This window comes from Mesorhizobium sp. M7A.T.Ca.US.000.02.2.1 (assembly GCF_003996995.1).
Lineage (GTDB): Bacteria > Pseudomonadota > Alphaproteobacteria > Rhizobiales > Rhizobiaceae > Mesorhizobium.
Genome location: NZ_RZTT01000131.1, coordinates 1 through 14,046 on the forward strand (window position 1 = coordinate 1; position 14,046 = coordinate 14,046).

General features: G+C 64.0%; 12 protein-coding genes. 5 read left to right on the forward strand and 7 right to left on the reverse strand.

Annotation, left to right across the window (positions count from 1 at the left end; translation table 11 throughout):
• The 4 genes from EOD15_RS14735 to thrC all read right to left on the reverse strand — a co-directional run.
• Positions 1-2,263: diguanylate cyclase (locus EOD15_RS14735; RefSeq protein ID WP_127408585.1), on the reverse strand; the 2,263-nt coding region annotated here is incomplete at its 3' end.
• 3 nt (positions 2,264-2,266) lie between these two features.
• On the reverse strand, positions 2,267-2,863 hold the full coding sequence (locus EOD15_RS14740; protein WP_127320878.1) for a GNAT family protein: 597 nt from the start codon (positions 2,861-2,863) through the stop codon (positions 2,267-2,269).
• Positions 2,864-2,878: 15 nt separating this feature from the next.
• Positions 2,879-4,171 carry a pitrilysin family protein gene (locus tag EOD15_RS14745; protein WP_127320877.1) on the reverse strand — a complete coding sequence of 431 codons (1,293 nt, stop codon included), beginning with the start codon at positions 4,169-4,171 and terminating at the stop codon, positions 2,879-2,881.
• 14 nt (positions 4,172-4,185) lie between these two features.
• Positions 4,186-5,583, reverse strand: a complete 1,398-nt coding sequence (gene thrC, locus EOD15_RS14750) for a threonine synthase (protein ID WP_127408586.1) — start codon at positions 5,581-5,583, stop codon at positions 4,186-4,188.
• A 128-nt stretch (positions 5,584-5,711) separates the two neighbouring features.
• Between thrC and EOD15_RS14755 the strand changes: the two genes are divergently transcribed.
• Positions 5,712-6,443 (forward strand): hypothetical protein, encoded by a 732-nt coding sequence (locus EOD15_RS14755; RefSeq protein WP_127270306.1) that lies wholly within the window; start codon positions 5,712-5,714, stop codon positions 6,441-6,443.
• 42 nt (positions 6,444-6,485) lie between these two features.
• Here the strand turns inward: EOD15_RS14755 and EOD15_RS14760 are convergent, their stop codons facing one another.
• Complete coding sequence (locus EOD15_RS14760; protein WP_127319721.1) at positions 6,486-7,172, reverse strand: HAD family phosphatase; 687 nt, start codon at positions 7,170-7,172, stop codon at positions 6,486-6,488.
• Between the two features lie 176 nt (positions 7,173-7,348).
• Here EOD15_RS14760 and EOD15_RS14765 point away from each other — a divergent pair, with 176 nt between their 5' ends.
• Positions 7,349-8,482 (forward strand): site-specific DNA-methyltransferase, encoded by a 1,134-nt coding sequence (locus EOD15_RS14765; protein WP_127268824.1) that lies wholly within the window; start codon positions 7,349-7,351, stop codon positions 8,480-8,482.
• 66 nt (positions 8,483-8,548) lie between these two features.
• Here EOD15_RS14765 and EOD15_RS14770 read toward each other — a convergent pair whose 3' ends face one another.
• Positions 8,549-9,160: an HAD family phosphatase gene (locus tag EOD15_RS14770; RefSeq protein ID WP_127319723.1), complete on the reverse strand. Its 612-nt coding sequence runs from the start codon at positions 9,158-9,160 to the stop codon at positions 8,549-8,551.
• Positions 9,153-10,310: an A/G-specific adenine glycosylase gene (mutY, locus tag EOD15_RS14775; protein ID WP_127319725.1), complete on the reverse strand. Its 1,158-nt coding sequence runs from the start codon at positions 10,308-10,310 to the stop codon at positions 9,153-9,155. Before mutY ends, EOD15_RS14770 begins: the two co-directional genes overlap by 8 nt.
• A gap of 53 nt (positions 10,311-10,363) precedes the next feature.
• Here mutY and EOD15_RS14780 point away from each other — a divergent pair, with 53 nt between their 5' ends.
• From EOD15_RS14780 to EOD15_RS14790, 3 genes are all read left to right on the forward strand, one after another.
• Positions 10,364-10,864 (forward strand): DUF721 domain-containing protein, encoded by a 501-nt coding sequence (locus tag EOD15_RS14780; RefSeq protein WP_127268827.1) that lies wholly within the window; start codon positions 10,364-10,366, stop codon positions 10,862-10,864.
• A gap of 163 nt (positions 10,865-11,027) precedes the next feature.
• Complete coding sequence (locus EOD15_RS14785; RefSeq protein ID WP_127268828.1) at positions 11,028-11,771, forward strand: DsbA family protein; 744 nt, start codon at positions 11,028-11,030, stop codon at positions 11,769-11,771.
• Between the two features lie 105 nt (positions 11,772-11,876).
• Positions 11,877-14,046: chromosome segregation SMC family protein (locus EOD15_RS14790; RefSeq protein WP_148129556.1), on the forward strand; the 2,170-nt coding region annotated here is incomplete at its 3' end.

Sequence of the window (14,046 nt, forward strand, 5' to 3'; positions counted from 1 at the left end):
CCGGCGGGATCATGCCGCGGCGCGGGTGGTCCCAGCGCAGCAGCGCCTCGAAGCCGGCGACACTGCCGTCCTCGAGCCGCACGATCGGCTGGTAGGCAAGCGTGAATTCGCGCCGCTCGATGGCGCGGCGCAGGTCGGATTCGAACTGCAGCCTGTCGGTGCCGACAGTGCGGAAAGCCGGACGGAACGGCTCGATCCTGTCGCCGCCGAAGCGCTTGGCCTGGTGCATGGCAAGCTCGGCATCCTTGACCATGTCCTCGGCCGACATCTGCGGCGAATTCCAGGTGATCAGCCCAATCGACGCGGTCAGCACGATCTCGCGCTTGGCGAAGGTGATCGGGTTGTTGATGGCATGCTTTATGGCATCAGCGACCGCAGCGATGCGGGCCGGGTCTTGTTCGGACAGCAGCATCAAAGCGAACTGGTCGCCGGCAAAGCGTGACAGCGAATCCTTCGGCTTGAGCAGCCGGTGCAGGCGGCGCGCGATGGTCAAGAGGATGGTGTCGCCGGCCGAGATGCCGAGCCCGTCATTGACCTGCTTGAAACGGTCGATGTCGATGACGAAGACGGTCGGCCGCACCTTCTCTTCGGTGCGCGCGATCGAGATGATCGCTTCCAGCCGGTTCATCAAAAGTTCACGGTTCGGCAGGCCGGTCAGATTGTCGTGCACGGCGTCGTGCAGCAGCCTTTCCTCGGACTTTTTCTGCTCAGTCACGTCGACCATGGTGCCGACGCAGCGGATGACTTCGCCGTCCGAGCCGATGACCGGGCGTGCGCGCAGGGAAAACCAGTGATAGTGGCCGTCAGCACCGCGCAGTCGGAAGTTCTGCGATACCCGGCCGCGACGGTGTTCGAGCACGACGTCGAGCGTCGTGCGGAACGTGTCGCGGTCGTCGGCATGCAGCACCGGCAGCCAATTGCGGGCCGCGCCGCCAAGGCTGTTCGGCGCCAGGCCGAGCTGAATGCTGACGTCGGGCTTGGTGACGACGCGGTCGCGCAGCACGTCCCAATCCCATACCGTGTCGCCCGAACCGGCGACCGCCAGCGCCTGCCGCTCAAGGTCGGAGAACAGGCCCTGATGCAGCGCGCCGCCGGCAAAAGCATGCTGCATGACGGTGAAGCCGATAAGAAGGATGATCAGGATCAGCCCGCCGCCCAGGGCCGGCTGGGCAATGTCGTTGTCGAGCATGCCGGTGATCGCCATCCACGATCCGCATAGCCACAACAGCACCATGACCCAACTGGGCACCAGCATGATGGCACGGTCGTAGCCGCGTATACCGAGGAAGATGATCAGGCCAAGCCCGGTCAGTGCGGTTGCGGCGAAGGACAGCCTGGCGATGCCGGCGGCGACCGCCGGATCGACGATCGCGACCCCGGCGATCAGCACCAGCCCGAGGATCCAGACCAGCGCGCCGTAACTGAAATGGCCGTGCCATCGGTTGAGGTTGAGATAGGCGAACAGGAACACCACGAAGGTTCCAGCCAGCGCCACCTCCGTTCCCGCCCGCCACATCTGCTCGTTGCCGGGCGAGATCTCGATGACCTTGTTGAGGAAGCCGAAATCGACACAGATATAGGCCAGTACCGCCCAGGCAAGGGCCGCGGTCGCGGGGAACATCGAGGTTCCCTTGACCACGAAAAGGATGGTGAGGAACAGCGCCAGCAACCCTGCGATACCGATGACGATGCCACGAAACAGCGTGTAGGAATTGACCGAGTCCTTGTAGGATTCCGGATCCCAGAGGTAGACCTGCGGCAGCTTCGGCGAGGCCAGTTCGGCGATGAAGGTGATCACCGTGCCGGGGTTCAGCGTCACCCGGAAAACGTCGGCATCGGGGCTGGTCTGGCGGTCGAGCGCGAAGCCTTCGCTGGGCGTGATGGCGGCGATGCGGGTCGAGCCGAGATCCGGCCAGAAGATGCCGGAATTCACCAGGCGGAAATGCGGTGCGACGATCAGCCGGTCGAGTTGCTGGTCGGTGGTGTTGGCGAGCGCGAACACCGCCCAGTCGCCGGTCGAACGTGCATCATTGGCCTCGACCTCGATGCGCCGCACGATACCGTCCGGACCCGGCGCGGTCGACACCTGGAAATTCTCACCCTGGTTCCGGTAGATCTCGACGGCGCCGGAAAGGTCGAGCGCGACGTCGTCGCGGGCGATCTTGATCGGCTCCACGGCGAAGGCCGACGATGCCGCCCACAGCGTCAGGAGTGTCGCGAGGACAAAGGCGAACAGCGACCCGTTTCGCAGGAAATTCGTCAAAAATCAGTCCTTCGTTCCAACGCCCGGCGGATCGTCCGCGATCCGGGCGTAGAGGTAGTGGTCCTGCCAGATGCCGTTGATCCTGAGGTAGGATCGCAGCAGTCCTTCGCGCCGAAATCCGGCTTTTTCAAGCACGCGGATCGACCTGATGTTGTCGGGAATACAGGCCGCTTCGATCCGGTGCAACCTCAGCGTATCGAAGGCGAAGCGGGCCACCACCTTGACCGCGTCGGTCATCAGGCCGCGGCCGCCGAAGCGCTCGCCGATCCAGTAGCCGACATGGCCGCTTTGCGAGACGCCATGGCGTATGTTGCCGAGCGTGATGCCGCCAGCAAGCTTGCCGCTGCTCCTCTCGAAGATGAAGAAGGCGATTGCGGTTCCTTGCGCATAATCTTCGCGGTAGCGGCTGATGCGCAGCCGCCATGCGTTGCGGTCGAGTTCATCGGGAGTCCAGCGTGGCTCCCAGGGTTCGAGGAAGGCGCGGCTTTCGCCGCGCACCACCGCCCACTCGCGGTAGTCGTTGGTGAACGGCACGCGCAGCGTGACGCGGTCGCCTTTCAGCGCCGGCAGGTCGCGGCGAAAGAAAGGGAGCGCGAACACGACGCTTCGAGGGGCTTAGACGGCGAGCTTGCGGGCCGTGGTCTGCGTGCCCGCAAGCGATTCGAGGATCGCCTCGTATGGCGCCAGCGTACCCACAGGCCCGACAGCGGTAAGCGTCGGCTTGGTCGAGAACAATCGCGACGACAGGTCGGTCAGCCGCTCGATCGTCAGCGCCGACAGCCGTTCCATCAGTTCCTCCTTGGCGATCGGCCGGCCGAACAGAAGCAGTTGCCGTGCGATCTGCGAAGCGCGGCTGGCCGGGCTTTCGGCTGACATGATCAGTCCGGCGCGATATTGGGCGCGCGCCCGGTCGAGTTCTTCCTGCAGGATTTTCTCGCCGGCCTTCTGCAGTTCGTCGATGATGACAGGCACCAGTTCGGCGATGTCGCTCTGGCCGGTCGCGGCATGGACGCCGAAGACGCCGGTGTCGGAAAAGCCCCAATGGAAGGCATAGACCGAATAACACAGGCCGCGCTTCTCGCGGACCTCCTGGAACAGGCGCGACGACATGCCGCCGCCGAGGATCATCGAGAGCACCTGCGAGGCATAGAAGTCGCGCACATGATAGGCCCGGCCTTCGAACCCCAGCACGATCTGCGCGTCCATCAGGTCGCGGTCCTCGCGAAAATCGCCGCCGACATATTGCGCATATTGCGGGATGGTGCTGTCGGCCTTGCTGCGGAAGCCGCCGAGCTGCTTTTCGACCTCGCGCACGAAATTGTCATGCTTGATGTCGCCGGCGGCGACAATCACCATGCGCTCGGCGCCATATTGCCGCTCGATGAAGTCGTGGAGTTGCTTGGAGGTGAAGGATTTGACCGTTTCGGGCGTGCCGAGAATGGAGCGTCCAATCGTCTGATGGCGATAGGCGGTTTCCGTGAAACGGTCGAAGACGATATCGTCGGGGGTGTCGTGCGCGGCGCCGATCTCCTGCAGGATCACATGCTGTTCGCGCTCGAGTTCCTGCGGGTCGAATTCGGACTCCTGCAGGATGTCGGCAAGAATGTCGACGGCCAGCGGCACGTCGTCGGAGAGCACCCTGGCATAGTAGGAAGTGGTTTCGACGCTGGTGGCGGCGTTGATCTCGCCGCCGACGTCCTCGATCTCCGAGGCGATTTCGAAGGCGCTCCGCCTTTTCGTGCCCTTGAACGCCATGTGCTCGAGCAGATGGGCCATGCCATGCTCGTCCTCACGTTCATTGCGGGCACCCGACTTGACCCAGGCACCAAGGGCAACCGATTCGATGCTTTGAAGGGTTTCGGTGGCGACTGTCAGGCCGTTCGACAGACGGCTTACCTCAACACCCATATGGCTAGTACTCCTTAACGCGCCGCCCGCGCGCGGCGGCCGACATAATCTTCCACCATTTTCAGGTCGGAGGGAAGTACCGTGTATTTTTCCTCCGATGTCATCAACCCACCTAGCCACGCGGGCAGTGCGGGCGACACGCCGCTGGCGGCTTCGACGGCGGCCGGAAATTTTGCCGGGTGCGCAGTACCCAGCACCACCATCGGCACGGCGCCTGACGCCTTGCCCGCAGCGACATGCACAGCTGCCGCGGTGTGCGGATCGAGCAGATAGTTGCTGCCCACGAGCGTCGAGCGGATGGTGGCGGCGACCTCGTCCATATCAGCCCGGCCGGCGTCGAATTCCGACCGCATCCCGGCGATTTGCTGGGGTTCGATGGTGAAAGCGCCGGACTGCTTCAGACCGTCCATGTAGCGCCGCACGGTCGCGGCGTCACGGCCGGAGGCCTCGAACAGCAGGCGTTCGAAATTGGACGACACCTGGATATCCATCGACGGCGACGTGGTCGCAAAGACACCCTTGGTGCGGTATTCGCCGGTCGAAAAGGTGCGCGCCAGAATGTCGTTGTCGTTGGTGGCGATGACCAGCCGCTCGATCGGCAAGCCCATCTTCTTGGCGGCGTAGCCGGCGAAGATATCGCCGAAATTGCCGGTCGGCACGGTGAAGGAGACCGGCCTGTCCGGCGCGCCGAGCGACAGCGCCGAGGAGAAATAATAGACGATCTGGGCCATGATCCGGGCCCAGTTGATCGAATTGACGCCCGAAAGCGCCACCCGGTCGCGGAAGCCGTGATCGTTGAACATGTCCTTGAGCAGTCCCTGGCAATCGTCGAAATTGCCTTCGATCGCCAACGCATGGACGTTTGCAGCCGTCGACGTCGTCATCTGCCGCTGCTGCACCGGCGAGACGCGGCCGTGCGGGAAAAGGATGAAGATGTCGGTCCGGCTGCGACCGGCAAAGGCATCGATGGCCGCCCCGCCGGTATCGCCCGAGGTGGCGCCGACGATGGTGGCGTGCTGGTCGCGTTCGGTAAGCACATGGTCCATCAGCCGGGCCAGAAGCTGCATTGCCACGTCCTTGAAGGCGAGCGTCGGCCCGTGGAAAAGTTCCAGGATGAAGGTGTTGGGGCCGGTCTGCACCAGCGGGCAGACGGCCTCGTGGCGGAAGGTGGCATAGGCTTCGCGCACCAGCCGCTCGAAAACGGAGGCCGGGATTTCGTCGCCAAGGAACGGCGACAGCACGCGGATCGCAAGGTCGGGATAGGCAAGGCCGCGCATGGCGCGGATCTCGGCGGCGGAAAACTGTGGCCACTCGCGCGGCACGTAGAGCCCGCCGTCGCGCGCCAGCCCGGCCAGCACGGCGTCGGAAAATCCGAGAACGGGGGCTTCCCCGCGGGTACTCACATAGTGCATGTCACAATTCCGTTACTGCTTGGCTTTTCCATCCACCGCAAGGTGGTTAATTTCTGCGCTGGCTCAGTCGCATTTTTGCCGCGCGGTTGATATACGTCACCAGCTTTGCGAGAGGGAAGTGCAGTTTCATGGCGTTTCGTACATTCAGTGGTCGCTTTTTGGCGGGTCTGGCGCTCACCGGCTTTATGCTTGCCGCCGCCGGCTGCCAATCGGGCGACAATGGCATCCTGAACCTCGGCATAGGCAAGAAGGAGGACCCGACGGCGCCACCGCCGCCCCAGGATCCCAAGATACTGGCCAGCCAGTTGCAGGCCTATTGCCCCCGGGTGACGGTGCGCGACGGCACGGCCTTCTTCAACACCTATTCCAGGGAAGCTCAGAAGCCCAAGCCCAGGATCAAGAAGACCGGCGACGCCGCGCAGGATGCCGCGGCCCAGGCCGAGGCTGACGCCGCTGCTGCAACTCCGCCCGACGAATCGGCCAACATCATCTACCAGGCGTCGGTCAGCGACGTGACACGCGACTGCAGCCGTGCCAACGGCCAGCTGACGATGAAGATCGCGGTCGCCGGCAAGATTGTCCCCGGACCGAAGTTTTCTCCAGGCACGATCACTATGCCCATCCGCACGGCTGTGATGCATGGCACCGAGGTCCTCTATTCGCAACTCCACCAGTATCAGGTCCAGGTCACCGATCCTTCGGTCGCCACGCAGTTCGTCTTCACCGATTCCAATGTCGTCGTGCCCGAGCCGACGGCGCAGGATTATCAGGCCTTTGCCGGCTATGACGAAACCGCGCATCAGGCAACGGCCGACAAGCCGAAGAAGACCCGCCGCAAGAGGGCTGCCGCGACGAACTAGGTCTCGGCAGTTGCATGAGGCGTGCCTCGCGGCGCACGCTTCTCAGGCGTCCGACCACTCCGACAGCGCCGCGATCACGCTTTTCAACTCCGCCCAGCGGCGGATCACCGTTTCGGCGCCGGCCTCGGTGAGCGCGTCGGCATGGCCGGGATAGCTGTGGGCGGCTCCGGTGAAGCCGATCACCCGCATGCCCGCCGCCCTTGCGCCGTGGACGCCGTGCACGGAATCCTCGATGACGAAAGTGTTTGCCGGGTTGGCGTTGAGTTTCTCCGCCGCGAACAGGAACACGTCCGGCGCCGGTTTCGTTTTCCCGGTCGGTGTTTCCATCGCCGAAAAAATCCGGTCGGCGAAAAACGGCAAAAGATGCACCTTCTCCAGCATGAATTCGATCCGCTCGGAGCGTGAATTCGAGCAGACGCAGCGCGGCACGGTCACCGCGGCAACGGCCTCGCGCGCGCCATCGATGGCGCGGACGTCGGTGCGCAGTTTGCGGTCGACCAATTGTTCCTCCCTGTCGATCAGAGAGGCCTGGAAGGGGATGCGGGACTTTTCCTCGACCCGCAGCATGATGTCCTTGAAGGTCAGGCCGGCATAGCTCTCCGAAATCTCCTCAGCCGATATCTCGTATCCTGCCAAGGTCAAAAGCTCGGCGTCGACACGGGCGGCGATGATCTCGGAATCGACGAGCACGCCGTCGCAATCGAAGATGACAAGGTCTGGCTGGGGCATGGTGATCCGGACAATGGGAGGGCGAAGTGGCCTCGGAAGGCTCAGGCGGCGCGGCATACACCAACAGGGCCGCCTTCGCAAATTCGCCCCACCCGTCCCTTGGCCTTCACGGAATATTTACGCTGATCGGTAACCATAACCAGGAGTAAACAGTAACGCGTGCCCTGGGTGTCAGAATGTCTGCCGTGCGTCTTCTCGACGAGCTATCCCACGCTCCCCAGCAATCCGAATGGCTGGACACGATCCTCAAGGGCGACTGCGTCGCCGCGCTCGACCGGCTGCCCGAAAAATCGATCGACGTCATCTTCGCCGATCCGCCCTACAATCTGCAGCTCGACGGCGACCTGCACCGCCCCGACCAGTCGAAGGTCGACGCCGTTGACGACGAATGGGACCAGTTCGAGAGTTTCGAGGCCTATGACGCTTTCACGCGGGCCTGGCTGCTGGCGGCGCGCCGGGTGCTGAAACCCAACGGCACCATCTGGGTCATCGGCTCCTATCACAACATCTTCCGTGTCGGCGCCAAGATGCAGGATCTCGGCTTCTGGATCCTCAACGACGTGGTCTGGCGCAAGACCAACCCGATGCCGAATTTCCGCGGCCGCCGCTTCCAGAACGCGCATGAGACGATGATCTGGGCTACGCGCGACCAGAAGGGCAAGGGGTACACTTTCAACTACGAAGCGATGAAGGCGTCCAACGACGACATCCAGATGCGCTCCGACTGGCTGTTTCCGATCTGCACCGGCGGCGAGCGGCTGAAGAACGACAATGGCGACAAGCTGCATCCGACGCAAAAGCCGGAAGCGCTGCTTGCCCGCATCATGATGGCCTCGACCAAACCGGGCGACATCGTGCTCGATCCCTTTTTCGGCTCCGGCACCACGGGCGCGGTGGCCAAGCGTCTCGGCCGCCATTTCGTCGGCATCGAACGCGAGCAGGCCTATATCGACGCCGCCAACGAGCGCATCGACGCGGTGCGGCCACTGGATGGCGCCGATCTCACCGTGCTGACCGGCAAGCGCGCCGAGCCGCGCGTTGCTTTCGTCAGCCTGATCGACACCGGCCTGATGATGCCGGGTGCGACGCTCTACGACGCCAAGAAGCGCTGGGCCGCCAAGGTGCGCGCCGACGGTACGGTGGCGATCGGCGACAGCGCCGGTTCGATCCACAAGATCGGCGCCGAAGTGCAGGGGCTGGATGCCTGCAACGGCTGGACCTTCTGGCATTATGAGCGCAGCGGTGGCCTGACCCCGATCGACGAGCTGCGCCGCATCGCGCGGCTCGGCATGGAGCGGGCAGGGGCCTGAACCCCTGCCAATTGCTTCGAATGCCGTTGATTCAAAGGCTCAACGGATCGCGCGAAGTGATTCAAATCAGGCCTTGATTCCGAGACGTTCGAGGTCTGCTTGAAGCGCCTTTGCATCGGTGAACAGCACCGATTGCCAGCCTGCCGCCTTCGCGCCATCGACGTTCTTCTGGCTGTCATCGATGAACAGCGTGGCCGCCGGTTCGAGGCCGAATGCGGCGACGTGGTGATCGTAAATGCCGCGATCCGGCTTGATCATGCCGATTTCGCCCGAGATGGTGACGCCGCGTGGACGATTGAGGAAATCGAAGCGCTCGCGGGCCTCGGCCAGCGTGTCGCTGGCGAAGTTGGTCAGCATGGTCACGTCGTGGCCGCTCTCGATCAGGCCGAGCATGATGGCGACACTGTCGTCATAGGCATGTGGAACCATCTCGTGCCAGTGGCGGCGGAACCCGCGGATGTTTTCCGCGTGATCGGGATGGTCCGCGATCAGCAGCGCCTCAGCCTCTTCCCAGGTCCGGCCGCGATCCTGCTCGATGTTCCAATCATGCGTGCAGACATTGTCGAAAAACCACTTTCTCTCTTCGGCATCCGGAATGAGGCGGCTGAACGGAATGTTGGGATCGTAGTGGATCAGCACTCTGCCGATGTCGAAAACGATGTGGCGTATTTCAGTCATGGGGCCTCTTTGCACTGTGTGGCGACGGCTTTTTCGTCGCGCCGGGTATCGCAGCCTCGATTGCCTTTTTCATGACAGTCGGCAGCGCCTCGCCGGAAATCTCGTGAGCGAGCGACCAGAAATGCCCGTCTGGCGCATCACCTTTGATGTGAGCGTGAAAGACTTCGAGTTGGAGAGCGAAATGCGTGAAGACATGCGCAATGCGGCCCGCATGCCGCCAGTCGGCGGGAAACGGCGCGGCCGCTTCCGTGGTTGCCCCATCGATCCGCGCGGTCCAGCCCGTCGTCGGCACCTCGGTCATGCCGCCGAGCAAACCCTTCTCCGCCCGTTTGCGCAGAAGGATGGCGCCGTCGGCCCGCACGGCGACAAAGGCCGCGCCGTGCCGCTGCGGCTTGTCGGCCTTGGGCCGGCGCACCGGGAAGTGCTCGGGATCGCCTGAAACGACCGCGCTGCAGTCTTCGCGCAGCGGGCACAGCATGCAGCGCGGCCGGCGTGGCGTGCAGATGGTGGCGCCGAGATCCATCATCGCCTGGGCGAAGTCGCCAGGCCTTGTCCCGGGCACCATGCGCTCGACATGGGCACGGATTTCGGGCTTGGCTTCGCTCAGCGGGGTTGCGATCGAAAACAGCCGGGAAATGACGCGTTCGACATTGCCGTCGACAACGGCGGCGGGACGGTCGAAGGCAATCGCCGTGATGGCCGCCGACGTATAGGCGCCGATGCCTGGCAGTTCTCTCAAAGCCGTTTCCGTGTCGGGAAACCGGCCGCCACGCGCGGCCACAAGATCGGCACACGCCTTGAGATTGCGGGCGCGGGAGTAGTAGCCGAGCCCGGCCCAGGCCTTCATCACGTCCTCCGCCGGCGCCGCGGCCAGGGCCTCGACATCGGGCCATTTCTCGACAAAAAGCCGGAAATAGGCCTTCACCGCTTCGACGGTGGTCTGCTGCAGCATGACCTCGGAGAGCCAGATACGGTAGGGATCAGGCCGCACGCCGCGCGCATGCTCACGAGGCGTGATGCGCCACGGCAATTCACGGTGATGCACGTCGTACCAGCCTAGCAGCCCGGATGCAGCTCTGCTGCTATCCCCGGATGTGGCTTTGCCACTATCCCAGGATACGGTCTTGCGGGTCTGGTCTGCTGGTGCCATTGATCTGTATCGGCCTGGCCGGTATCTGCTGGGGTCTTGGCTGGAGGACGTACATGGCAGGCAGAACGCCCTACGGCAATCCCGTCCCGGTCAGCGATCTCGCGACCAGGATCCTCGATCCGGTGCTGCGCAAACGGGCTGGCATTTCGATCGGCCTCGTCCAGTCATGGGACGAGATCGCCGGCCCGCGGCTGGCCAGCCATTCGCGCCCCGAAAAAATCCAGTGGCCGCGCCGTATGCATGAGGACGATCCGTTCGAGCCGGCCGTGCTGGTCATTGCCTGCGAAGGCATGGCGGCACTTCATCTGCAGCACGAGACGGGCGAGATCATCAACCGGGTCAATGCCTTCCTCGGCTTCACCGCCATCAATCGCATCAGGATCCTGCAGAAGCCGGTGACAACCGACAAAGGAAGGCGCAAACCGGCCCTGAGGCCGCTGACGGCGGCTGAGAAGACGAAATTGTCGGGAACTGTCGGCCTGGTCGATAATGATGAACTGCGCGCCTCGCTGGAGAAACTTGGCGCGACCATTATTGGGGAGAGAAAGTCATAGGCGTCTTGAAGAAAGTCATGGATTCGTCGTCAATATCTCGCATTCGTGATCGCCCTTGTCAGGTTTCGCGATTGGATTGGGGATCGAGATGCCTTAATTCGCGCCAACTCTCGCCTTTTCGTGTCTTTGCATTGCAAAATCCAACCCTTGTCAGGTGATTCGTATGAACCGTCCCCCGTTTGGCCAAAGCTTGTCTCGCAGAAACGTCCTGTCTTCGCTGGCCGCCATTCCGGCGGTGGCCCTGCTCGCCGCCTGCAGCGACTCTGGCGAGGAGGCGAAGGCCGCGGATGTGAAGCCTGCGGCCCCGGCCGCCCCCGCGACGCCGGCCACGCCGGCCGCCGCCACCGCGCCGGAAGCCCAGGGCACCGTGGACATGGCGGAATTGATGAAGCCGGGTGCGCTGCCCGACAAACAGCTTGGCAAGGACGACGCCAAGGTCACCATCGTCGAATACGCCTCGATGACCTGCCCGCACTGCGCGCATTTCGCCGAGACCACCTTTCCGGACCTGAAGACCAAGTACATCGACACCGGAAAGGCGCGCTACATCCTGCGCGAATTCCCGTTCGATCCGAGTGCCGAAGCCGGTTTTATGCTGGCGCGCTGCGCCAAGGACAACTACTACCCTATGGTCGACGTCCTGTTCAGGCAGCAGGCGAACTGGGCTGGCGTTCAGAACACCAAGGATGCACTGCTGCAAATCTCGAAGCTCGCCGGTTTTACACAGGAGTCCTTCGAGGCCTGCTTGACGGACCAGAAACTTCTGGACGATGTGAGATCGGTCCAGAAGCGTGGCGCCAATGAATTCAAGGTCGACTCGACACCGACCTTCTTCATCAACGGTAAGACCTACAAGGGGGCGATGTCGATTGAGGAAATGTCGGCCATCATCGACCCTCTGCTCTGACGTCCAGTCAGCCCTGAGGCGGCGGCGCTTCGGCGTGCGCAGCTTCCTGTCGGGCCGCGAATTCTCATCGCAAAACCACGGAAATCCGCTTAGTGGGCGGCGCGAATGAAGTTTTCGCGCCTTCGCCTCCTCGGTTTCAAGTCCTTCGTCGAGCCCGGCGAGTTCGTCATCGAACGCGGACTGACCGGCATTGTCGGGCCGAACGGCTGCGGCAAGTCGAACCTTGTCGAGGCGCTGCGCTGGGTGATGGGCGAAAGCTCCTACAAGAACATGCGCGCGTCCGGCATGGACGACGTCATCTTTTCCGGCTCGGGCACGCGCCCGGCACGCAACACTGCCGAAGTCACGCTTTTCCTCGACAACAGTGACCGCTCGGCGCCCGCTGCCTTCAACGATGCCGACGAATTGCAGGTGTCGCGCCGCATCGAGCGTGAGGCCGGCTCGCTTTACCGTATCAACGGCAAGGAGGCGCGGGCCAAGGACGTGCAGCTTCTGTTCGCAGACCAGTCGACCGGCGCGCGTTCGCCGTCGATGGTCGGTCAGGGCCGCATCGGCGAACTGATCCAGGCCAAGCCGCAGGCACGCCGCGCGCTGCTCGAAGAGGCGGCAGGCATTTCCGGCCTGCACACCCGCCGCCACGAGGCGGAACTGCGGCTGAAGGCGGCCGAGCAGAACCTCGAACGGCTGGACGACGTCGTCGGCGAGCTGGAAAGCCAGATCGAAAGCCTGAAGCGCCAGGCGCGCCAGGCCTCCCGCTTCAAGAACCTGTCGGCCGATATCCGCAAGGCCGAAGCGACGCTCTTGCATCTGCGCTGGACACTGGCCAAGACCCAGGAAGGCGAGGCGCGTTCGGCGCTGGCGGTTGCGACAGCCCTTGTCGGCGACCGTGCCGCGGCCCAGATGGCCGCCGCCAGGGAGCAAGGTATCGGTGCTCACCGATTGCCGGATTTGCGCGACGCGGAAGCCGCCGCCGCTGCTGCCTTCCAGCGCCTGTCGATCGCCAAGTCGCAAATCGAGGAGGAAGCCGGCCGCATCCGCGCCCGTCAGAGCGAACTCGAGCGCCGGCTACAGCAGCTCGACGGCGATATCGCACGTGAAGAGCGCATGGTCCGCGACAATGCGGACATTCTCGAGCGCCTTCGCACCGAAGAGGCGGCACTCAATTCGGAAAATGCCGGCGCCGCCGAACGCGAAGCCACCACCCGTGCGGCGTTCGAACAGGCGGCGTCGACGCTTTCGCAAAGCGAAGCCAAGCTCGCCGCGCTGACCGCCGAGCGGGCCGAGGCAGCCGCCTCGCGCAACCAGATCGAACGGACGCTGCGCGACACCGCCGAGCGCCGCGACCGCTTCGCCCGTCAGCTTGCCGATGTTGACCGGGAATTGTCTGAGATACTCTCCAAGGTCGCTGGCCTGCCCGATCCGGCCGAGAAGCGGGTGCTGGTCGAACAGGCCATGGCGCTGCTGGAGGAGGCCGAGGCTGCCGTGTCCGAGACCGAGCAGTCTGTCATCGATGCCCGCGCCACGGAAAGTTCTGCCCGGCCACCGCTTCAGGATGCCAGGGCCGAGCTGGCGCGGATCGAAACCGAAGCGCGCACGCTGGCCAAAATCCTGAATGCAGCCAGCGGCGATCTCTTCCCGGCCGTGCTGGAGCAGATCAGCGTCGATCGCGGTTTCGAAACGGCGCTGGGTGCGGCCCTTGGCGAAGACCTCGACGTGCCGCTTGACCGCAGCGCGCCGGTGCATTGGGGCGAAAGCGCGATCCAGCCCGGCGACGCGGCTCTGCCGGAAGGCGTTAAAAGCCTGGCCAGCGTGGTCCACGCGCCGGCACAGCTCGCCCGCCGCCTGGCGCAGATCGGTATCGTCGATGCCGCCGGCGACGGCCGCCGGTTGCAGTCGCTGCTTGCTCCCGGCCAGCGGCTGGTCAGCCGTGAAGGCGCGCTCTGGCGTTGGGATGGCTTCACCGCCAGCGCCGATGCGCCGACCGCCGCAGCACAACGGCTGGCGCAGAAGAACCGGCTGGCTGAGCTCGATGCCGAGGCGATACAAGCAACGCTCGTACTGCGCCAGGCCGAGGAGGCGTTGGGAGAAGCCGAACAGGCGCTCCGCCTGGCAAGCGAGGCCGAGCGCAACACGCGCCAGGCCGGTCGTGACGCTCAGCATCGGCTGGACGCTGCCCGCAATGCGCTGGCCGAGGCCGAAAGGGCCGGCGGCGAATTGCAGAGCCGGCGCGCCGCACTCGATGAGGCACGCGCCCGCATCGTCGACAGCCATGAGG

Bases quoted from the DNA above. Each gene is read 5' to 3' on its own strand.
- EOD15_RS14745 (WP_127320877.1), bottom strand. From the start codon at position 4,171: ATGGGTGTTGAGGTAAGCCGTCTGTCGAACGGCCTGACAGTCGCCACC.
- thrC (WP_127408586.1), bottom strand. From the start codon at position 5,583: ATGCACTATGTGAGTACCCGCGGGGAAGCCCCCGTTCTCGGATTTTCC.
- EOD15_RS14755 (WP_127270306.1), top strand. From the start codon at position 5,712: ATGGCGTTTCGTACATTCAGTGGTCGCTTTTTGGCGGGTCTGGCGCTC.
- EOD15_RS14760 (WP_127319721.1), bottom strand. From the start codon at position 7,172: ATGCCCCAGCCAGACCTTGTCATCTTCGATTGCGACGGCGTGCTCGTC.
- EOD15_RS14765 (WP_127268824.1), top strand. From the start codon at position 7,349: ATGTCTGCCGTGCGTCTTCTCGACGAGCTATCCCACGCTCCCCAGCAA.
- EOD15_RS14770 (WP_127319723.1), bottom strand. From the start codon at position 9,160: ATGACTGAAATACGCCACATCGTTTTCGACATCGGCAGAGTGCTGATC.
- mutY (WP_127319725.1), bottom strand. From the start codon at position 10,310: ATGGCACCAGCAGACCAGACCCGCAAGACCGTATCCTGGGATAGTGGC.
- EOD15_RS14780 (WP_127268827.1), top strand. From the start codon at position 10,364: ATGGCAGGCAGAACGCCCTACGGCAATCCCGTCCCGGTCAGCGATCTC.
- EOD15_RS14785 (WP_127268828.1), top strand. From the start codon at position 11,028: ATGAACCGTCCCCCGTTTGGCCAAAGCTTGTCTCGCAGAAACGTCCTG.